A 21,259-nucleotide genomic window follows, 5' to 3' on the forward strand; every position below is an offset into this window, starting at 1 on the left:
AGCGATTGGTCTTAACCGAGAACAATCGCTTACTTTTTTAAATTGTTTTTCATTTTCCGGTTTAAACACTCTTGTAAAACTCACTGCCAATGGTGCTACTCTTTCTAAGTGGTTTAGGTTTTCGAATGTACCGCTAATTTCTAGTGTTAATTGAACTAAGATACAGCGTGTTTTTCCGTTGAGTAACATTCATTCATTACTTACGTCCGTTACAAAGACATATTCGTGCTCGTCGAGTCCAAACACGGTATGCAGGGATCGAATAACTTCATGGAGCCTTCTCCCTTCGATTACGCACGAAATTTTAATTTCAGACGTGCTGACCGTGTAAATGCTAACGCCGGTTTCGGCAATGGTATGAAACATCGTCGCTGCAAGACCAGGGGAACTGACATTTCCCGCCCCGACGATAGATACTTTCACCAAATCGGAGTGGGTTTCCAAGTTTTTGAAACCAACATCTGCCTGGATGTGATAAAGCACACTTTTTGCCTTCTCCAGATCGGCGAGGCTAACGGTAAAGGACAGGTCAGCCTTGCCATTCCTTATTCCGCCTTGAACGATAAGATCGACATCAATGTCGTCATTCGCAAGCGAATTAAAAACCGCAGCGAGTCGGCTTGGGTTTGTAGGCATATCCAATAAGCTTACATGCGCAATAGGCTTGTCGAACGCGATGCCACGAACCACGATTCCTTGTTCCATATCCGTTTCCTCCTTTACTTGCGTACCTTCATGGTTCGTAAAGCTGGATCGAACGACCAACTTCACTTTATTTTGTTTGGCACATTCCACCGCACGGGGGTGAAGAACCGCCGCTCCGAGATGAGCCATTTCCAACATTTCGTCGTAAGAGATTTCCTTCAGTTTTCTGGCCTGCTTGACGATGCGCGGATCGGTTGAATAAACACCGTCCACATCCGTGTATATTTCGCACAAATCTGCCCGGATCGCTGCTGCAAGCGCGACAGCCGTCGTGTCGGAGCCCCCGCGTCCAAGCGTCGTAATCTCGCCATTCTCTGTCACTCCTTGGAAACCGGCTATAATGACAATGCGCCCCTGATTTAGCGCATTCATTATTCGATCTGCCTGAATGTCGATAATCCGTGCCTTCCCGTGGTTGGCTTCTGTACGAATGCCGGCTTGCCAGCCGGTTAAAGAGACCGCTTGTTCGCCCAGGGCGTGCAGCGCCATCGACAACAGGGCAACCGAAACTTGTTCTCCTGTACTGAGCAGCATGTCCATTTCACGCGCTGAAGGGGTTGCCTCCGCGATTTCTTTGGACAACTCGATCAAATCGTCCGTCGTATCTCCCATTGCGGAGACCACCACGACGCACTGATGGCCTTCCTGCCTTCGGTCCGCTATCCGACGCGCAACGCGCTTTATCCGTTTGGCGTCGCCTACGGAACTGCCGCCATATTTCATCACCAATAATGACAACATTATCACTCCCGATTATGAATTCGAATACTGTTCCACTTAACTGACGGACAGGCCTTGGAATAAAACGTCTCTTCAAACCTAATCATGCATATACTTGTGCTCGATATCGCAATCCAGATGAATCAGCTCCATTTTTTCCCCGGTGCCGATGCAAATGTCGGATTGAATGGAAGTGACGCGGCAACCGACAATTGCAGCCACTTTAGGTTTCAACAGCGCTTGCAATCGGTCGCGATCCATTTCGACTATCGTCTGATGAATGCTTCTGCCGCGTATGGTATGGACAGAGATGGAATGCTCAATTGTTGGAGTTCCTTTGGCAATGATCACGATATGGTTTTTAATGACTCTTACTTCCACCTCCTGCGGATGTTCACCGATCATTGCAAGTAGGCCTCTTTCAGTTGATTTACAAGCTCCTGCACCATGCATTTCTCCTTTCCGTTACGAGATCAGAATGAGACGTAAGATTCGGCATGTTCCATGATATATTGTTGTTTTATCGGAAAATCACCGTGATGTGGCAAAAGAAAAGGGGTCTCGAGAGTGGATGACAAGTCCATCAACGCCGATTCGGCCAACTCTTTTCGAATCCTTCCCCAATTCTCTTCTTTACCCTGTAGCAATTGAAAGGCTTGGGCAATGTTAAGACCTTTCAGATTCATATATACGGATGCCCATCCGACGAGGTCGAACGGTTTTTTCGTATTAGGCAATCGGTATTCTCCCCAACCGCTAAACCCGTTGCCGGATAGTTTCAGATATCCGCACACGCTACCTTTTTCGTTTTCGAAAAATAAACGCCGGGTCAACTCTTGATCGAAGCGAAATACTTCGATGGAACGGATTCTCTCCTCATACCGAAAACCGGGCGATTCAAGACCCGGCAGTGGATCCGCTTCTTGCACGTGTAACATGCTTGCCACTCTCCCTAAATGTTTTTTTGGGTACGACAAAAAGCCCGAAGAGCAGAGAAACGAAGCTCTCGGGCAGTCTGTTGTCAGTCCATCAGACAAACGCAGCTCGGATACGGTTCTCTCTCAATGCGCTTACGAGGTTAGCTGTCGGGTTAGGGCTTGAGAGTACCCTTTCCAAGTGCCAAGCAGACAAGGAATTCACCCCGTGAAACCATTTAATGGCTTCTGTTGGTTCCCCCGTTTCCCCTTAGGGAATTCAGCGATTCAAATGAATTTGAAGTTGTTGATAGAGATCATACGCTTTTTGCAAGACAATGTAAAAGCCGAATCCAACGCCTATTTTTGATTTTTAGCCTTTTCTCGTGCGCGAAAACGGATGCATCGGACAAAAACTTACGGAGACGGCAATATTTCTACACGAAGGTCCCGTTCTTACGTTTTTGAACGGAGGATGGACGTAGCCGAGGTAAGCGACTCTGTTACTCCCTGGACAGGAAGCGATAGCCGATCCCCGGCTCCGTCAGAATGAACTTGGGCCGAGTCGAGTCTTCCTCGAGTTTTTTGCGTAGATGTCCGATGTACACCCGCAAATAATGGCTGTCGGTCTCATTGTGGTGGCTGCCCCATACTTGTTGGAGCAGCTGACGCTGCGTGACTACTTTCCCGGCGTTGGAGGCGAGAATTTTCAACAGATCGTATTCTGTTGGGGTCAACTTGATCCGTTCTCCCTTCAACTCCACGCTTCGCTGTGCCAGGTCGATGGTCAGCTCGCCGATCTGGAGGATGGGCTCATTCGACGATTTGGCTACGTGCCGCAGCGCAACACGCATTCGAGCGACGAGCTCTCCCATCCCGAACGGCTTGGTTACATAATCATCGGCGCCGCTGTCGAGCGCGACGATTTTATCTTCCTCCCTGTCTTTTGCCGTCAGCACAATGATCGGCGAATTTGACCATTCCCGGATGCGGCCGAGCACTTCCATGCCGGATATGCCCGGCAACCCGAGATCAAGTATGATCAAGTCCGGCAACATCAAGGATGCCTGTTGGAGGCCCTCCTCTCCTGTCGAGGCTTCGTAGATGGCATATTGATGGGCTTGCAGGGTTACCTTCAGAAGCTTTCGAATTTGGGGTTCATCATCGATGATCAAAATGCGAGCCCCATGTTCATTCATGGTCATGATTCGTGGTTCCCCTTTCTTCAGCTGCTGCAAGCAAGTCGTCTTGCTTGTTTAAGGGAAGGGTTATCGTTACAATGGTCCCTCGCGGTTCCTTCGGCTGCGCCGATATCGTTCCTTCATGAAGCTCGACGATTCCTTTGCATATGGCAAGTCCCAATCCCGTACCGGTTATTTGCTTCGCAGCGGTTGAACGGTAAAACTTTTCGAATATCCGATCGTATTCGTCCTCGTTCAGTCCAATCCCCGTATCGGAGACCGAGATGACAACGCCTGCTTCCCCGGTTTTCACTGACAGGACGATTTCACTATAATCCGGACTGTATTTGATCGCATTGCTCACGACATTGACCAACATTTGCTCTAGCAATACTTCGTCACCCAGGACCATAATGGGCCCGTCATCCGGCAACTCGGTGCGCAGCTTTCGATGTTGTTGAAAGTCTTTGACCTGAGATAACGTGACGCCGATCAAGTCCTCCACATCGCACCAGTTTTTCCTGAGGCGCAGCATCCCGCTCTCCAGCTGCACCATGCTGAGCAGATTCGTCACTAGGCGATTCATACGAAGGGCGTCGTCACGAATCGTGACAAGAAGCTCCATTCGATCCTCTGCAGAGAAAATATGCCCGCCCTCGATCAGACCGGTTGCCGAGCCGATGATGGTTGCCAAAGGGGTGCGTAGTTCATGGGAGACCGAATCCAAAATTGCAGTACGAAGGCGTTCCGACTCTGCTGTTAGATGAGCAATTCGGGCTTCCTCCGCCAGCCTGAGGCGAGCGATTGCGCTGGCCGCCAAGCCTCCGAGAGCCTCGAAGAGCCGCTTTTGCTCGGTTGTGATCCCGGTTCGCGCTTCATTCGGATAGAGCGCGATGATACCATATGTGCGGTCTTCGGTCCGAAGCGGAATAAAATAACCCGGAGATTCGTTCAAACGCGAAATTTCCATTCCGGCCGTCTCGACGTGCTCAAACACTCGCTTTGCGATAGACATTTCCGTATTCTCTTGCCTGCAGTCAGGAAGATCGGCAGACTCATGGGCAAGTTTCAGGGTATTCTGGTCATCCGCCAAATAGATCGCGATTTCTGTGTCAAGGGTCTGCGAAACTTGTCGGGAAAAATTGTCCAGCATGGAATGGATGTCCGCGATCGCGCTCATCTGCTTGCTAAGCGCGTACAACGCAGCTGTGTGAGCTTCCCTTTGCTTGGAAAAGAGGACCTGCTGCTTCAGCTTGGCCGCTAGGCTGGCCGTTAATGCTGCCACCGCCAAATAGACGCCAAATGAAACCAGATAGCGCAAGTCTGATACGGTAAAGCTCAGTACAGGAGGCACGAAGAAGAAATCAAAGGCTAAGACACCCAGGATCGCCGCGTAGAAAGCAGGACGCAGTCCCCCGAAGACGGCATTGAAAAGAACCGGGAGTAAATAGATAAGAGCAATATTGACCAAGTCAAAAGCAAGACCAAACGGTTTTAATACCATGGTCATGAGAGCGATCAGCAAAGTCGTGCTTACGTACGATCGCAACGAAATCCATACCGCATTCCATTTATGCATAGCAAAACACATCCTGCTCTTTTTTGTGTCTCTCCTCTCTAGGTTACTGTAAAAAAAGAGTAAAATAAACCGGTACTGGGCGTAAAAATTTCGTAAAAATGATTGAAAAACCTCAAAATAATGAGTAAATACGAGAAAAATGAAGATCTTCTGCCAGGGTCATGAATTCCCAAACATAAAGCACTCTTTTTAAGCGGATATACAATATGCTTCACTTTACAGTTTTTTTGTCTCGGAGTAACATACGTCCATGAATTGAATTGTTTTTCATTTACAGTTGCTTAATTGTGACTCAGGAACAAGAGGGAACCAACTACGGATCAGTGCTTGTGTGAGAGCAAGTCAACCGGATCCGTAAGGGATGAATTCCCCCGCTTATACGAAGCTTAAGCAGGGGCAGGGCGACTCTCACCGCCCGAATCCATAAGCAAAACTCGTAAATGCGGAAGCAGCTCTTTTCAAAAGTGTGGCCCTTGTAGAGAGAGGATGATGAAGCTTGTGATCGTAAGTTTCGACCACAGTGCTTATGCCTCTGTGGTGTTTCGTGAACATGATAATCATCGTTTCAATCGCTGAATTCTTCAATTAACACGAAGGAGCGGGGGAACCAATCGAAGCCGGTCTTGTCGGCTTCATGGGGTGAATCGCCGGTAAATCCGGCGTAGGGCGACTCTTACGCCCGAATCCGACAGCTAACCTCGTAAGCGTCTTTAAGAGAGGCAACAATTGTCGTGATTAGACACGGTGTTTTTTCGTGCCTAAGAAGCTGACGAAGAGTTCCTCTTCCGAAAGCTTCTTTTTTGTTGCCTGTACCAGGATGGAGGAGATTGGCTATGGAAGCTCAAGATGAGTTTGTACTCGTCTCTGCGCCCAACAAAACCGGGGAGCAGTTTATTAAAGCGTTGCGAATCAAAGGAATAACTTATGCAGCGATTACCAATAATGAAACAGAGAAGTCGAGATTGACACATTTGGGCGTCAAGCACATCTTAATGGTCGATACTGTAGACCGGGAAACCTGGCTCATTCCAGAGTTACCGGTAGGGAAGGTGTACTTGTTTGAGTCAAGTTTGCCCTTGATTTGCCGATACATTCAGATCTGCCGATCCTGGACAGGCAAGCCGATCTATATCATCACCGGCAGCAACAATGCAAGACTCATCTACAAAGGACTTGGCGCTAGCTATGTCATTTACACCCGCAGCGATGATGTTTCGTTTCTGCTTGATAACGAAAGCTGAATCCATATCAGGCAAACGTACCGGGTACATGCTTGAAGGGAGGGATGATCATTCATGATGGATATCGCAATGATTTTAACACTAGGTGGCGTATATGGATTGTTTTGCTTATTTTTAGCTTGGTGCGGACGAGTTGCAGGTGAATCGGGGGGAGAACGCTCATGATAATAGTTGCTGTTTTTACGGTTTTGATTTTTTTATATCTCGTTTTTGCTTTGGTGAATCCCGAAAAATTTTAATATGATCTGTATATGTTTGAGGAGGGCATGAAATGGCCATTTTGCAACTGGTAGCGGTCATTGTGATTTTAGTTTTTTTGGTCAAACCTTTGGGGGCATACATCTTTCATGTATTTTCCAATGAACCCAACCGGACCGACAAAATATTCGGACCGATTGAAAGGTTGATCTACGGACTGACCGGTTTGAAAAACCGCGCTGAAATGAGCTGGAAACGATACACGCTCAGCTTGATATTGACCAACGTTATTTTGGTGGCGGTCAGTTATTTGATTTTACGCATCCAGAAATGGCTGCCGATCAACCCGAACGGCATCGATAACATGGAGTCAACGCTTTCTTTCAATACGGTCATCAGCTTCATGACGAATACGAACTTGCAGCACTATAGCGGCGAAACGGGTCTGTCCTATTTTTCGCAAATGGCTGTTATTATGATGATGATGTTTACATCAGCGGCATCCGGCATCGTCGTAGCGATCGCGTTCATTCGCGGTTTGACAAGCAAAGGGAAAACGCTCGGCAACTTCTTCACCGATTTTGTCAAAGCGCACACCCGTTTGCTTATCCCGATGGCGATCATCGTGACATTGGCACTAGTTGCGTTGAAAGTGCCGCAAACGCTTAGTCCGACCGTTCAAGCGACTACGCTTGAAGGCGGGACGCAGCAAATCGCGATCGGTCCGGTAGCTTCCCTCGTATCGATCAAGCACTTGGGAACGAACGGGGGGGGATTTATGGGCGTCAATTCATCGCACCCGTTTGAGAATCCGAATCCGCTAACCAATGTTATCGAGATGTTGTCCATGTGGTGCATTCCGGCCGCGCTGACGTATACGTTCGGCAGATTCGCGCGAAATCAAAAACAGGGCTGGGTGATCTTCAGCGCGATGCTCATCTTGTTTGTCTCCTTCCTGTCCATCGTTTATACATCGGAACTGCGAGGGAACCCAGCGCTGAATGCGCTCGGAATCGACGCTTCGCAAGGCAACATGGAGGGCAAGGAAGTTCGGTTCGGTATAGCGCAGTCGGCTTTGTTTACAACGGTTACGACTGCGGCTACAACAGGTTCGGTCAATAACATGCACGATACGTTGACGCCGCTGGGCGGTCTCGTCCCGCTGGCGCAAATGATGCTGAACTGTGTGTTTGGTGGCGACGGCGTCGGTTTGGTCAACATGCTTATGTACGCAATATTGGGTGTCTTCCTTTGCGGATTGATGGTCGGCCGCACGCCGGAATTTATGGGGCGCAAAATTGAAGCTCGAGAAATGAAACTGGTTGCCATCGCGATTCTCGCTCACCCGCTTATTATTCTTGCGCCTACGGCCATTGCCTTTTTGACGGACTTGGGGAAAGGGGCCATCAGCAATCCCGGCTTCCACGGCATATCGCAGGTGCTTTATGAGTATACGTCTTCCGCCGCGAACAACGGTTCCGGCTTCGAAGGTTTGGCTGACAACACAACGTTCTGGAACGTTTCTACGGGACTTGTCATGCTGTTCGGACGGTACGTTTCCATTGTGGCATTGCTCGGCGTAGCCGGTTCTCTGGCGGCGAAACAATGGGTTCCGGAAACGATCGGAACGTTCCGCACGGACACCAAATTGTTTACGGGTATTCTCGTCGGTATCGTACTGATTATCGGAGCTTTGACCTTTTTGCCCGCCCTTGTTCTCGGTCCGATCGCAGAACATTTGACGCTCCTGAAATAGAAGAGGTGAGATCATGAATACGAAACGAAGAAGCATGTTGTCCGGAGAGATTGTCAAAAAGGCGATCTTGGACAGCTTTATCAAATTAAATCCGGTTGTCATGATGAAAAATCCGGTCATGTTTGTCGTCGAAGCAGGAACGTTCGTCGTGTTGTTAATGACGTTGTTTCCGGGCTACTTCGGTACCGAAGGACGAGTTGGATTTAATCTGGCGGTTTTTCTAATTTTGCTATTTACCGTGCTGTTCGCCAACTTCGCCGAGGCATTGGCTGAGGGCAGAGGAAAAGCGCAGGCCGACACTCTCAAGAAGACGAAAAAAGAAATCATGGCCAATAAAGTGACCGGCAACAGCGTGAAGGTGGTTCCGTCCACGGAACTGCGCAAAGGCGATGTTGTAATTGTCTCGCAAGGGGAGATGATTCCGGGTGACGGGGAGGTCATTGATGGGCTCGCTTCCGTGGACGAGTCAGCCATTACCGGCGAATCCGCTCCTGTCATCAAAGAAGCAGGCGGCGATTTCAGTTCGGTAACCGGCGGCACGCGGGTCGTTAGCGACCGGATAACCGTACGGATTACAAGCGACCCTGGCGAATCGTTCATCGATCGGATGATCGCATTAGTCGAAGGCGCAAAGAGACAAAAAACGCCAAACGAAATCGCGCTGAATACCCTGCTTGTCAGCCTGACCCTGATTTTCCTGATCGTTGTGGTGACATTGGCGCCGATGGCCGATTATCTTGGAATCAAATTGGAGATTCCCGTTCTGATTTCGCTGCTGGTATGTCTCATTCCAACAACGATCGGCGGTTTATTATCCGCAATCGGTATTGCCGGGATGGACCGAGTAACCCGTTTCAATGTACTGGCCATGTCAGGGAAAGCGGTGGAAGCGGCAGGCGACATCGATACGATGATTTTGGACAAAACAGGTACAATCACGTTTGGGAACCGGATGGCCAGCGAGTTCATCGCGGTTGGGGATACGACCGTAGAGACGGTAGCCGAATGGGCAGCCGTCAGTTCAGTGAAGGATGAAACACCCGAAGGCCGATCCGTACTCGAACTCATGAAAAAAGAAGGGTATACGTATCCAACGAATGCGGCTGAAGGTGCGGAATTCATAGAATTTAAAGCGGAAACTCGCATGAGCGGTATCGATTTGCCGAATGGACGAAAAGTTCGCAAAGGCGCGGTTGACGCAGTCAAGGCTTGGGTCAGTGCACAAGGAGGGGTTATTCCCACCGATTTGGAACAAAAAGGGAACGCGATCGCATCGGAGGGCGGAACGCCGCTCGCCGTTGCCGTCGACAATCGAATTTACGGACTCATTTATTTGAAGGATACGGTGAAGCCCGGCATGCGGGAGCGTTTCGATCAGTTGCGAAAGATGGGAATCAAAACGATCATGTGTACAGGAGACAACCCGTTGACAGCAGCGACAATCGCACGAGAGGCCGGGGTGGATGACTTTATCGCCGAGAGCAAGCCGGAAGACAAAATTGCCGTGATCAAGCGGGAACAGGCGGCCGGTAAGCTGGTAGCCATGACCGGAGATGGAACGAACGATGCCCCGGCACTCGCGCAGGCGGATGTAGGACTTGCGATGAACAGCGGCACGACGGCAGCCAAGGAAGCGGCCAACATGGTCGATCTTGACTCCGATCCGTCGAAGATCATTGAAGTCGTAGCGATCGGCAAGCAACTGCTAATGACGCGCGGCGCTCTGACCACCTTCAGCGTGGCGAACGACATCGCCAAATATTTTGCCATTATCCCGGCCATGTTCATGCAGGCGATTCCGGAAATGAACGTATTGAATGTAATGGGACTCGGATCACCAATGTCGGCCATTTTGTCGGCGCTTGTGTTTAATGCGATCATTATCCCGTTGCTTATTCCGTTGGCCATGAAGGGCGTTGCCTACAAACCGATGAGTTCCGCCCAATTGCTCAGCCGGAACCTGCTTATTTATGGATTGGGCGGTGTCATCGCGCCGTTCGTCGGGATTAAATTGATCGACATGGTCGTTCACTTATGGGTGTAGTTGAAACGGAATACAGAGAGGATTGAAATGGAATGAATCATTCAGAGCAGCATGTTCAGGGACTTTCCCGCGGATCTTACTTGTTTTCCATGATTCGGCTCAGTTTGTTGTTCATATTGCTATGCGGAATTGTGTATCCGCTCGTTTGCACCGGCATCGCGCAACTTTTGATGTCAGATCAGGCTAACGGCAGTTTGATCAAAAGCAGCAGCGGAGAAATCATCGGTTCCGAATTAATCGGGCAAAACTTTACCGATCCAAAATATTTTCAAGGCCGGGTCTCCAGCATTGAATACAAAGCGGAAGCCTCCGGTTCCAACAATTACGGGCCATCGAACCCGGACTTGCTGAAAAGGACGGAAGAATCCGTTGAAGCGTGGAAGGCAAACAATCCGGACGTTCCTGTTAGCCAATTGCCGATTGCCTTAATCACGAACTCCGGTTCAGGGCTGGATCCCCATATTACGCCAGAATCCGCCAACGTGCAAATTCCGCGTATCAGCAAGTTGACCGGTTTGTCTTCGAGCGAGCTCGAGAAACTGGTACAAGAACATACCGAAGGACGGGATTTGGGGATTTTCGGGGATCCAAGAGTCAATGTGTTGAAATTGAACATCGCGCTGCGCGAACTTATGAAATAGTTAAATATCATCTGCGAGCCCTGCCTATGGCCAAATAGGCGGGGTTATCGCATTTTAGTAAAGAGCTTGCGCAAGGGGGGAACAAGAGTGGGAAGTTTTCGCAGGAAGACGCCGGAAGAAATCCTGTACTCCATTTCCAAGCTACACCGTGGTCGGCTCAAAATCTATATCGGCGCGGTCAGCGGTTCGGGTAAAACGTACCACATGCTTCAGGAAGGTCAGCATTTGAAGCAGCAGGGAATCGATGCCGTCATTTGTGCGGTTTCGACAAGACAGCGGCCGGAAACGGTGGAGCAACTCGGAGACTTGGAACGTGTACCCAGCATTCACTGGATCAAGGATGGAATGGAGCGTAAGGACTTGAACCTCGAGGCGCTGGTCAAACGCAATCCGGAAGTGGTATTAGTTGACGGGCTTGCCCATCGCAATCGGGAAGGAGCACAGTTTCCGACACGTCTGGATGACATCCAATTTTTGCTGAATCATGGCATCAGCGTAATCACAACCGTCAACGTGTACGAACTCGACGGCGCGACGGAACTGGCGAGAAAATGGACCGGTGTCGTGGTGGAGGAAACCGTCCCGGCAAACACATTGGAGATGGCGGATGAAGTCCAATTGATCGACGTATCGCCGGAAACGATACTGAAACGGCTGGAGGAGGGGCATGTCAACGGTGACTCCTCGCCCATGTTGTTTGAGCGAAGCAACATCGGAAAATTACGGGAGCTGGCTTTGCGGCTAGTGGCGGAAGATGTGAACGATTCCCACGAAAAATACCGCATGGAGCAAGGTTTAACCGGGCCTTCCGGAGTAGCGGAACGCATTCTCGTCTCGGCGCAATACCATTGGAACGGATCCATTCATGTCCGCCGCGGCCAACAAATTGCCAAACGCTTGGGTGGAGATTTGATGATCGTCACATTTGTCCATCCGAAAAAAATGCTGTCTCGCGAAGCAACTGCATTTAAGCGTTCCCTCTTGAAATTGGCCGATAAAATAGGAGCTAAATTCGAAGAACTCACCTTGGCAAGTAGACGGAAGCTTCCCGGCATGTTGGCTCGTTACGCAACCTTGCATCAGGTAACGAGAATTGTACTCGGCCATTCCAAGCTAAATCGCTGGCAGGAGCTGTGGCGGGGATCGATTACAAACGGCATCCTTAAAAAATCGAGACATACGGATATCTACTTCGTTGCGGATCGTGCTGAAAAGGAAGGAGAGCGGATACTGCCGACCAAAATGCTGACGGAAGGTCGGTCGGATGATCGCTACCGCAGGCTAAGCGATCAGGAAGTGGAGCGAAAAATAGGGGAAATCCGGAGAGGACGATTCAAGGTGCTCATCGGCGCCGCCCCCGGGGTCGGGAAAACGTATGCGATGCTTCGCGAGGGGAACGATTTGCAGAAGAAAGGCATTGACGTCGTCATCGGACTTCTCGAAACGCATGGACGAAAAGAAACGTTAGCGCAAGTCGGTTCGCTGCAAACGATCCCGCGGGCGAAGTTGGAGTATCGTGGAGCGAATCTGGAAGAACTGGACGTCCAGTCCATCATTCGCCGCAATCCGGAAGTCGTACTCGTGGATGAACTGGCACATACGAACGTGCCCGGCAGTAAAAACAAAAAAAGATTCGAAGATATTGTAGACATTTTGAACGCAGGCATTTCCGTTATTTCGACGATGAACGTACAGCATTTGGAAAGTTTGAACGATGCGGTTGAACAGATTACCGGCGTGCGAGTTCGGGAAACCCTCCCCGACCACGTGTTGCGCATGGCCGATGAAGTCGAGCTCATTGATGTCGATCCAAAAACGCTGCAGCAACGAATGCGGGAAGGAAAAATCTATGCGCTAGATAAAGTGGATCAGGCCTTGAATCATTTCTTCCGAACGGGCAATTTGATTGCTTTGCGTGAATTGGCGCTACGGGAAATCGCTGACGATGTGGACGAACGATTGGAAGCCTGGGAAAGAAACGATTCGCTTCGCGGACCTTTGAGAAAGCAGGAGACGGTCTTCGTCGGGGTAACATTAAGCACCAATGCTGAGCGCTTAATCAGGCGGGGGTTTCGAATTGCTTATCGTTTGAAGGCTGACTGGGTTGTAACGTATGTTCACGATCATGCTGAGGTTGCTGATGAGTTGAAAAAACGCATCAAAGTGCTGGAAGACTTGACAGCGCGGTTGGGCGGTAAGTTTATGATGCTGTTTGCCCGGAGCCGAAGGCAGATTCCATACCTTTTGCTGAATAAAGCCAACGATATCCAAAGTACGCAGATGATTGTCGGGCAATCGAAGCGGACCTTGTGGGAAAAAATATGGAAACGATCCGTAATCAGGCCGATTCTGCGTTATGGACGCCATATGGATGTGTTGGTGATTGCGGATATTGAGGCTTGCTATTATCAAGATGAAGGGTAACATAGCTTATCGTCTCATGAAAAATAATTACGTTTTAGCAGATAGTTAATGGAAAAAAGTTAATAGATGTTAACGAAAAGGAGTTGGGAATGTTGCCACTTTGGAAAGTGAATGGAACTTCGCTATATTATGAAGTTTGTGGTCAAGGAACATCCCTCGTCTTTATTCATAGTCTTGGACTAACACATGAAATGTTTGAAATTCAAAAAAATTATTTTAAACAATCGTATCAAACTGTGTTCCTTGATCTGAGAGGAAACGGACAGTCTGGAAATTTGAAAGTTCCGGTTGGAAGAGTTATAGAAACCCAGTGTGAGGATCTAAGTCTCCTCCTGGGGTATTTGGGAATTAAAAAAGCTGTAATTGTTGGCGTTTCCTATGGTGGAATCATTGCTCAGAAATTCTCGAATTTGTATCCAAACCAAGTAAGCGCAATCGTGATTTCAGACTGCTTGAGTATAAATGTCAGGACAACTATGCTTGGCAAATTCGTCTCCATGATCGATCTCATCAGTTCGCTCTCGTATTATTTGCCAGGTGAATTCTTTTTACGCTCGATGAAGATCACTTATTATAAGTGGGACTTGGCTTATCGTGCAATTCGAAAAGGAATGCTGCAAAAAAGATCTGGAGAATGGTATAAACAGCGTCTGGCGGTCAGGGGGATTGATTTCACCCCGTTCTTGCCGCAAATTAAAGTGCCCGCGCTTTGTATTGCGGGGGACCATTCCTATCCAGTTATCAGGCAAATGAATGAAACTGCAGGGCTGTTGTCCAATGCTCGTTTACAAGTCATTGAGGATTCCTGTAACCCAAGCAACTTGTGCCAACCACAACGATTTAATGAGATTGTCCAATGCTTTTTAGAGGATAATCATTTGAACAAAGGTGCTAACAATTATATGCAAGGGTATTAAGTCCCCTTTTGAAAGGAGTTTATTCACGGCGCCAAAAAATGTCGTTTTGTAAGTTCAATTTCATCGAACAAATGACCTATAACCGGCTGAGTTCGAGATGAAAAGGAGCGTTTGGACAAAAAACGTATGACAGCACCAACATAAAAACAGACTATCTTTCTTCTCGCAGCGGTGTTGCCATGTGAGATGGAGCTGATATTATGTGCTCTCAGATGCCTGCAATGTCAGGCAGCGGTCTCTTTATGTGTCTGTCCTACTAGTACGGTTTCTAACACATCAACGATGGATATCATTTTCAGACTTAGTCGCAATGGAGTGTTGGAATGCTCTGCGGCAAGGTCTTTTTTGTTTTTCACGAAAAATAAACAAACGTTTGAAATGGAACGTTGGCTGTCGTTCTCCCCCCTCTGTTTTGGTTTGCCAACAAACCAAAATGGAGGGACTTGAATGAAAAAGATGAATTTGCGGAATATGTATCCTTTTTTTAAGACGGATGTATGGGTCGATGTAGATGAAGAAGTTGCCCATGAAATCCGCCGCTTCGACTTGGAAGAAAGCGCCTACAGGCTGCGAACGTATCGCCATCGGGCCTATTTTTCGCTTGATCGCAATGACGGGATTGAGCAGCATGTTTTATTTCTTTCGATTTCACCGGAGGAGTATTACGAGCGCAAACTTTCACGGCAGCAACTTTATGAAGCTATGTGCCAATTGCCGGTGAAATCCGCCAGACGGATCTATGCCCATTATTTCTTGGGCATGAGCAAAGTCGCTATTGCCAGAGCCGAGCATGTCGATGAGCGGGCGGTTCGTAAATCTATCCAAAGAGGCTTGAAACAAATGGAATACTTGCTCAAAAACATGTAATTGTTTCGTCGGAGGGTCCGATTTTCCTGCCAAAATGAACTGTTATATAGAGGACCATGTTCAGTCAGCGGCTGGTTGCAACCAGCCGCTCATTTTCCATGAAAGGGGTTTGTAGCGATGCATTCGATTCGATTTCGAGATGAGGAACACGAGAGATTTTATGTTCAGATGCTGGATGAAAGGAAATGCAACGACGGGTACCATCGGGCACTTTTCTATACATTGGGCATTTCCCGGGAAACCAGAAGTTATATCCGCGATTTGTATGATTTTTCCAATAGCGGCATTAAGCCCGAAGGTCTTTCGGCCCCTTGGCAAACCGGCAGTTCCATTCGAGTGTGTCGGCTCGCCTTTAATTTATGGAACGGCTGGACCGAAGCAGGCGGCGAACGTTACTCCACTCCCCACGAATTATTCGATTGCAGCTATGCCCCCTACTTTTTTGAAGCGATTCGTCTTCGTTATCCCGAATATTGCCGAAGTCACGAGAGAACGATCAATCGGCTGGCCGAACAAATTCGCTGAATGGCTGCCAACGACGGGAGTGGAATGGGACGATGAAGGAAATTAAAACGAGGAGTGTTGTTAAAGACATCAAACGTCTGGACAGATTCCCAAACGTGTTGCATCGTGTAAGGCGTTCAAGCGATCGTGTCAAGCGGCAAGTTGAGAATGACAAGACGACTTCCTCGTCTCCAGTTGAATATGCGCAGCGCCATTCCGCAGCGGCTACGAAAAAAACGATTCGTGCCCAAATGGGGATGAGTCTGCGTATCAACAAGAGATTGATCCGGCACATTCTAAAAAGGCGGCCGTTGCCAGATGGTGATTCTGTCACAAGTCAGAGCCCGATTGATGTTAATGCGGAGTCTTCGATTGCGCGTACACCGCGACTTGCCCGTAGCATACGTCTCCGTAAGCCGGTTAATGGAAAATACGTCTTGTCTTCTGGCTCGCATTCAGGAAAACAACGTTTTATACGGAGCCGGGTCAATGCCCGGCTTCTGCATTGTTCTCGAACAGGCAGCTTTCCTGAACGGATGCAAAAACGGGATATCGGACATCCAAAACCGGCCGGGAAGAAGGAAACATTCTCCGGCGCGGTATCTCGTTCAGCAAATGGACGCGTGAAACCGTTAACCCGAGTCCCCTCTGCTATATCAAAACAATCAGGTTATACGATCAAACGGAAAGTACGAAATTTTAAGACATTATCGCCATTTATAAAAAATGGGCATCGGCTAGAGCACGTTAACAATCATTCGGATGCCCAAACTGAAGGGAAAATGAATGCCGTCAATGAAGCACAGCGGGCTGCGCAGATGGCGATGTCTGCCCACCGATCCATTCAAACCGCGCGAGCCATCGCGAGATTGAATCGCCTTATCATTAAAATGGTTGTAAGAGCCACCGCCTTGCTTGTCAATGGATTGACGGCGCTTTTGGGGATCAGCGGTTCGGTAATTGTAGTTTTGTGCATTGTCATGGTGAGCGCGGCGGTTATTTCCTCTCCTTTCGGTATCTTTGTGTCAGTTGAAAATACGGATGCCGATGTAAAGCCGCTTACCCGAATCGTTCAGGAAATAGACGATGAATTTGCCGCCCGGCTGGCAGAATTACAGCGATCCGCTGGAAATGTAGACCGGGTGGAATTTCATTATCCCGGCAGCGCGGACAACACTCGAATTGATAACTGGATGGACATTATCGCCGTCTTTGCCGTGAAGACCGTCACGGATGCGGAAAACGGAATGGATGTGGCCACGCTTGATGCAACAAGAATCGGTATCATCCGATCGGTGTTTTGGGATATGAATTCGCTGGAATCTCGTGTTGAAACGGTAGAACATAAGGAAACGGTTACGGTAGAACATGAGGACGGGAGCACCAGCGAAGAGACGATTACCCGATATGAGCGCATTTTGCATATTACCGTCACTAGCCATACTGCGGAGCAACAGGCAGATATATACCGCTTTACAAATGAACAGATAGAATTAATGAAGGAAATGCTGTCCGAGGAGTTCCGCCCGCTTATGTTTGCGATACTTGGAAAAGATGCGGATATTGGCTTGACGCCGGAGCAGCTTGATTTGGTTCAACAGCAATTGCCCGAAGGGGAACTGGGCAGTGAAGCTGTCAAGTTGGCGCTGACTCGTCTAGGCGATCCGTACAGCCAACCAAAGGCCGGTCAGGACCACTTTACGGATTGCAGCTATCTCGTCCAATGGGTTTATCGTCAACTGGGTATCAGCTTGCCGCGAACCGCTGCGGAGCAGGCCAGATTTTGCGTGGAGAATGGTCTGACAGTAAGCGCGGCCGACTTGGTTCCAGGTGACCTTGTGTTTTGGAGCTACGAGCGTAATGGCAGATTCATGGATATTACTCATGTCGGCATTTATGCGGGAGACGGCAAAGTAGTGGACGCTTCCTCCACTCGGGGACAAGTGGTTTATCGAGGGCTGTTCGATTCGGATAAACAAGTGCTGTTTGGCAGGCCTCACATTGTAGGCTCAAAATGATTGCCTGGTGGAATCGGCTTGTTATTACTATTGTTAGGAATTCTCCAACCTTGGTACTATAACGAAGTTTATCGAATCATTCGTTGCGCTTCTTCCAAGCGCGGGTTCGTTTTTTAGTGGATAAATTGCAGGAATTTAATTTAAGGCTGTCGAATTTACGTACTTACTCAACTTTCGGTGCCACCAAGCCCAAGTTGTAAAATGTAGAAGCATAGGCAAGGGTTGCTTCATGGATAATTCAGGGGATGACCTTAGCCCCCTCATTGTCGTCGGGGGCAAAATAAATCTGCCCTTAACAGAATTTACGGCGGTTCAGCAGATTAGGAGACAAATAACATGGCAGTGAAAAAGAGCGAACTTTACAGCTCTCTATGGGCGAGTTGTGATAAATTACGGGGCGGCATGGACGCTTCTCAATACAAAGACTATATTCTGACGATCCTGTTCGTAAAGTACGTTTCCGACAGGTTTAAGGGTGTGGCTTATGCGGACATTGAGGTTCCTGAAGGCGGCAGTTTCGATGACATGGTTGCCCTTATAGGTAATAAGAACATCGGCGAGGAAATGGATAAAGTCATTGCCAAACTCGCTGAAGCAAACGGATTGCGCGGAGTTATCGACAACGCTCATTTTAACGATGAGACCAAGCTGGGCAAAGGCCAAGAAATGGTGGACAAACTCAGCGGGCTGATTTCCATATTCCGCAGACCAGAACTGAATTTTTCCAGTAATCGTGCCAACGGCGACGACATCATCGGAGATGCTTATGAATATCTGATGCGCAACTTTGCGACTGAGAGCGGAAAGAGCAAAGGACAATTCTACACGCCCGCTGAGGTTTCACGGATTCTCGCGAAGGTTATTGGCATTGACCGGGCGACAAAAAGAGACACATCCGTATACGACCCGGCATGCGGATCAGGCTCATTGCTTATCAGAGCGGCTGATGAAGCGCCTTTTGAAGTGGCCATCTACGGCCAAGAGAAGGACATCGCTACTGCGGGTCTCGCTAAAATGAACCTTGTGTTGCATAACAAAGCCTCTGGAGAGATTGCCGGCAACTACAGCACTTTTTCCGACCCGCAGTTTTTTGAGGATGATGACGAGAAAACTACGCTTCGCCGTTTTGACTTTGTGGTCGCTAATCCTCCGTTCTCCACAAAGAACTGGACAGACGGACTCAAAGAGTACGGTCGCTTTGACGGATATGGCGACAGGCCTCCGGAGAAAAATGGCGACTTCGCGTGGTTGCTTCATATATTAAAGTCGCTGAAACGTAATGGAAAGGCTGCCGTAATCTTACCCCACGGCGTCCTGTTTCGTGGCAACGCCGAGGCGACAATCCGGCAGTCTATAGTGGACAAGGGATACATCAAAGGAATCATAGGTCTGCCCGCCAACTTGTTTTATGGAACGGGTATTCCTGCTTGCATTATTGTTATTGACAAGGAAGGAGCAGACGAGCGCGATGGCATCTTTATGATTGACGCAAGCCATGACTACATTAAAGATGGCAACAAGAACCGTCTGCGTGAGCGGGATATCTATAAAATCGTTACGACATTCAGAGAACGGATTGAAGAACCGAAATACTCCCGTTTCGTTCCTATCGAGGAGATTAGAGATAAGAATGGATATAATCTTAACATCTCGCGCTATATCGATAGCAGTCTCCCAGAGGATTTGCAGAATATCGAAGCGCATCTAAAAGGTGGTATCCCAGCGCATGACGTTGACAATATGGAGCGCTATTGGAGTATTTTCGGCGACTTGAAATCGGTATTGTTTGCCCCTCTTCGTGAAGGGTTCTATCAGCCTATAGTCAAGAAGGACGATGTGCGTCACACGATTTATTCACATGCCGAGTTTAGTCAGTATGCCGATAGAATCGACGACGCATTCGAGAAATGGCAGAGCCGTGTAAACGATAAACTCTGCAACATAGACGCTAATACAAAGATAAAGGAACTGATTGTTGAACTTGCCGAGGCGATTCTTGAGGAATTTGAAAATATCACATTGGTTGACAAATATGATGTCTATCAGGTGCTACTTGCCTATTGGCAGGATGTGATGGCTGATGACGTGTTCATTGTCTCGCAAGACGGTTACACAGCGGCTCGGGAAACTGAAAATATTATAGGGGTGTATACCTCCGGCAAGAAGAAAGGTGAGGTGGATTGTCAACAGTAAATCAGACAGCATTTTTAAGGGCTGCATGGCGATACTGAACCGGTGTCATGTATCCTAGTGTTCCATGAATCCGATGCTTGTTAAACCAGTTAACATAATCGTATAATTCCAGTTCCAGATGACGAAGACTCTGGAAGTTCATCTGGTTCACGAACTCTGTTTTCATAATCTTGTAGGTCGCTTCCGCCACAGCGTTGTCGTAGGGGCAGCCTTTCATGCTCAGGGATCGGCCAATTTCAAATGTCTCCAAAAGTGCATCCATCTTTTGATTTTTAAACTCACTGCCACGGTCGGTATGGAACCATTGAATCTGAGATAAATCACCCTGAACCGTTGCAAAGGCACGAGAAACCAACACGGCATCCTTATGAGGGCCTACACTATGGCCGATGATCTCTCGATTGAACAGGTCGATAAGTACACAAATGTAATGCCACCGGTTCTGAACTTTCACATACGTCAGATCGCTGACAACGACTCGTTTAGCCTCCGTTTGATCGAATTCGCGATTCAGCGTATTGGCTGTAGACGCTTCATTACACGCGGACTTAAGGGGTTTATATTGCGACACGGTGTACGTAGAAACAAGTCCCTGCTCTTTCATGATCCGGCCAATTCGACGTCTGGAGACGACGAAACCACGTTCCTGGAGCTTGACTTTAATCTTGCGTGTACCGTAAGCTTTTCGATTCTTATGGAAAATGTCCGCAATCGCTTCGGCGACATCGTCTTCGCTCGTTTGTTCTTTCGCTTCATAGTAAAACGTACTTCTTGCGATTTGCAGGACGTCGCACATTGCTGATACCGAGTATTTATCACGGTTGTTCTGGATGATAGCTACTTTCGTCCCATGATCAGCGCGGCTTGCTTTAAAATATCCACCTCCATTTTCAGACGCTGGTTCTCCTTTCGCAAGGCAATCAGCTCATTGTCTTCGGAGGAGCGATTGTCCTTCTCCTTGAAGGAACCCGTTGTTTGGGCTTGTTTGATCCAGCGGTCTAAAGCGGAGGCTGTGAGGTCATATTCCTCCACGATCGCTGCTCTGGATTTTCCGTTTTCATAGAGTTCTACCATTTTTTTTCTACGACTGACCAATTAACTAACAAGGATTTCCAAGACCTCTGTCGAAGTTAGTCATTAGCCTATTTGACGGAGGTCTTCTCATGCCTTTACCCAAGAATCGTGTCATTCCTGAAAAGAAAATATACTTTCGGCCAGAGATACAGCATTGCCCGCACTGTGGCACGAAACTCAGGCGACATCATACCGCATGGAAAAAGAATGTCATCACACTTGCCGGTGTTATCCAAGCTTGGAGTATGGCTTATGCTTGCAGCAACGCAGATTGCTCATACCC

The 21,259-nt window shown here is 48.4% G+C and carries 17 protein-coding genes and 2 riboswitches; of the genes, 11 read left to right on the plus strand and 6 right to left on the minus strand.

All coding sequences use genetic code 11. The features are described from left to right. Positions 1–189: 189 nt before the first annotated feature. The 5 genes from NDK47_RS04160 to NDK47_RS04180 form a co-directional block, all read right to left on the minus strand. On the minus strand, positions 190–1,443 hold the full coding sequence (locus NDK47_RS04160) for an aspartate kinase (RefSeq protein ID WP_227277956.1): 1,254 nt from the start codon (positions 1,441–1,443) through the stop codon (positions 190–192). 81 nt (positions 1,444–1,524) lie between these two features. Then, a complete protein-coding gene (locus NDK47_RS04165; RefSeq protein ID WP_161655355.1) occupies positions 1,525–1,830 on the minus strand; it encodes a Na-translocating system protein MpsC family protein in 306 nt (101 codons plus the stop codon). A 68-nt stretch (positions 1,831–1,898) separates the two neighbouring features. After that, a complete protein-coding gene (locus tag NDK47_RS04170) occupies positions 1,899–2,354 on the minus strand; it encodes a hypothetical protein (RefSeq protein ID WP_251873628.1) in 456 nt (151 codons plus the stop codon). A 122-nt stretch (positions 2,355–2,476) separates the two neighbouring features. Further along, positions 2,477–2,635, minus strand: a riboswitch (cyclic di-AMP (ydaO/yuaA leader). A 207-nt stretch (positions 2,636–2,842) separates the two neighbouring features. After that, on the minus strand, positions 2,843–3,544 hold the full coding sequence (locus tag NDK47_RS04175) for a response regulator (RefSeq protein ID WP_120460066.1): 702 nt from the start codon (positions 3,542–3,544) through the stop codon (positions 2,843–2,845). After that, a complete protein-coding gene (locus tag NDK47_RS04180) occupies positions 3,531–5,099 on the minus strand; it encodes an ATP-binding protein (protein WP_120117236.1) in 1,569 nt (522 codons plus the stop codon). Before NDK47_RS04180 ends, NDK47_RS04175 begins: the two co-directional genes overlap by 14 nt. Before the next feature lie 560 nt (positions 5,100–5,659). Further along, a riboswitch (cyclic di-AMP (ydaO/yuaA leader) is annotated at positions 5,660–5,821 on the plus strand. Between the two features lie 111 nt (positions 5,822–5,932). On the opposite strand from NDK47_RS04180, the gene NDK47_RS04185 reads away from it, so the two are divergent. The 11 genes from NDK47_RS04185 (at position 5,933) to NDK47_RS04230 (ending at position 19,902) form a co-directional block, all read left to right on the plus strand. Continuing rightward, a complete protein-coding gene (locus NDK47_RS04185; protein WP_227277957.1) occupies positions 5,933–6,340 on the plus strand; it encodes a hypothetical protein in 408 nt (135 codons plus the stop codon). 161 nt (positions 6,341–6,501) lie between these two features. Next, complete coding sequence (locus NDK47_RS27785) at positions 6,502–6,579, plus strand: potassium-transporting ATPase subunit F (RefSeq protein WP_080612102.1); 78 nt, start codon at positions 6,502–6,504, stop codon at positions 6,577–6,579. A gap of 32 nt (positions 6,580–6,611) precedes the next feature. Beyond that, entirely contained in the window at positions 6,612–8,294 is a 1,683-nt protein-coding gene (gene kdpA / locus NDK47_RS04190) for a potassium-transporting ATPase subunit KdpA (RefSeq protein ID WP_120117238.1), read from the plus strand. Between the two features lie 13 nt (positions 8,295–8,307). Next, a complete protein-coding gene (gene kdpB / locus NDK47_RS04195) occupies positions 8,308–10,338 on the plus strand; it encodes a potassium-transporting ATPase subunit KdpB (protein WP_017551730.1) in 2,031 nt (676 codons plus the stop codon). 32 nt (positions 10,339–10,370) lie between these two features. Further along, positions 10,371–10,979: a potassium-transporting ATPase subunit KdpC gene (kdpC, locus tag NDK47_RS04200; protein ID WP_054819097.1), complete on the plus strand. Its 609-nt coding sequence runs from the start codon at positions 10,371–10,373 to the stop codon at positions 10,977–10,979. Between the two features lie 87 nt (positions 10,980–11,066). Beyond that, positions 11,067–13,403, plus strand: coding sequence for a histidine kinase (locus NDK47_RS04205; protein ID WP_251873629.1), 2,337 nt, complete (start codon positions 11,067–11,069; stop codon positions 13,401–13,403). Positions 13,404–13,492: 89 nt separating this feature from the next. Continuing rightward, positions 13,493–14,320, plus strand: a complete 828-nt coding sequence (locus NDK47_RS04210; protein WP_061574125.1) for an alpha/beta fold hydrolase — start codon at positions 13,493–13,495, stop codon at positions 14,318–14,320. A gap of 447 nt (positions 14,321–14,767) precedes the next feature. Then, positions 14,768–15,187, plus strand: coding sequence for a sigma factor-like helix-turn-helix DNA-binding protein (locus NDK47_RS04215; protein ID WP_120117243.1), 420 nt, complete (start codon positions 14,768–14,770; stop codon positions 15,185–15,187). Positions 15,188–15,304: 117 nt separating this feature from the next. Continuing rightward, positions 15,305–15,712: a DUF6075 family protein gene (locus NDK47_RS04220; RefSeq protein ID WP_081105551.1), complete on the plus strand. Its 408-nt coding sequence runs from the start codon at positions 15,305–15,307 to the stop codon at positions 15,710–15,712. 32 nt (positions 15,713–15,744) lie between these two features. Beyond that, positions 15,745–17,709: a C40 family peptidase gene (locus NDK47_RS04225; protein ID WP_251873630.1), complete on the plus strand. Its 1,965-nt coding sequence runs from the start codon at positions 15,745–15,747 to the stop codon at positions 17,707–17,709. 336 nt (positions 17,710–18,045) lie between these two features. Next, positions 18,046–19,902: a type I restriction-modification system subunit M gene (locus NDK47_RS04230; RefSeq protein WP_251873631.1), complete on the plus strand. Its 1,857-nt coding sequence runs from the start codon at positions 18,046–18,048 to the stop codon at positions 19,900–19,902. 1 nt (position 19,903) lies between these two features. Here the strand turns inward: NDK47_RS04230 and NDK47_RS04235 are convergent. Next, a protein-coding gene (locus tag NDK47_RS04235) for an IS3 family transposase (protein WP_251873632.1) occupies positions 19,904–20,976 on the minus strand; the annotation gives its coding sequence in 2 pieces (ribosomal slippage) (positions 19,904–20,775 and positions 20,775–20,976; 1,074 coding nt in all). Positions 20,977–21,259 lie beyond the last annotated feature (283 nt).

The sequence above is a fragment of the Brevibacillus ruminantium genome (assembly GCF_023746555.1).
GTDB lineage: Bacteria > Bacillota > Bacilli > Brevibacillales > Brevibacillaceae > Brevibacillus > Brevibacillus ruminantium.

Coding starts and splice junctions, on each gene's coding strand:
- NDK47_RS04165 (WP_161655355.1), bottom strand. CDS start 1,830: ATGATCGGTGAACATCCGCAGGAGGTGGAAGTAAGAGTCATTAAAAAC.
- NDK47_RS04175 (WP_120460066.1), bottom strand. CDS start 3,544: ATGACCATGAATGAACATGGGGCTCGCATTTTGATCATCGATGATGAA.
- NDK47_RS04180 (WP_120117236.1), bottom strand. CDS start 5,099: ATGCATAAATGGAATGCGGTATGGATTTCGTTGCGATCGTACGTAAGC.
- NDK47_RS04185 (WP_227277957.1), top strand. CDS start 5,933: ATGGAAGCTCAAGATGAGTTTGTACTCGTCTCTGCGCCCAACAAAACC.
- NDK47_RS27785 (WP_080612102.1), top strand. CDS start 6,502: ATGATAATAGTTGCTGTTTTTACGGTTTTGATTTTTTTATATCTCGTT.
- kdpA (WP_120117238.1), top strand. CDS start 6,612: ATGGCCATTTTGCAACTGGTAGCGGTCATTGTGATTTTAGTTTTTTTG.
- kdpB (WP_017551730.1), top strand. CDS start 8,308: ATGAATACGAAACGAAGAAGCATGTTGTCCGGAGAGATTGTCAAAAAG.
- kdpC (WP_054819097.1), top strand. CDS start 10,371: ATGAATCATTCAGAGCAGCATGTTCAGGGACTTTCCCGCGGATCTTAC.
- NDK47_RS04210 (WP_061574125.1), top strand. CDS start 13,493: ATGTTGCCACTTTGGAAAGTGAATGGAACTTCGCTATATTATGAAGTT.
- NDK47_RS04215 (WP_120117243.1), top strand. CDS start 14,768: ATGAAAAAGATGAATTTGCGGAATATGTATCCTTTTTTTAAGACGGAT.
- NDK47_RS04220 (WP_081105551.1), top strand. CDS start 15,305: ATGCATTCGATTCGATTTCGAGATGAGGAACACGAGAGATTTTATGTT.
- NDK47_RS04225 (WP_251873630.1), top strand. CDS start 15,745: ATGAAGGAAATTAAAACGAGGAGTGTTGTTAAAGACATCAAACGTCTG.
- NDK47_RS04230 (WP_251873631.1), top strand. CDS start 18,046: ATGGCAGTGAAAAAGAGCGAACTTTACAGCTCTCTATGGGCGAGTTGT.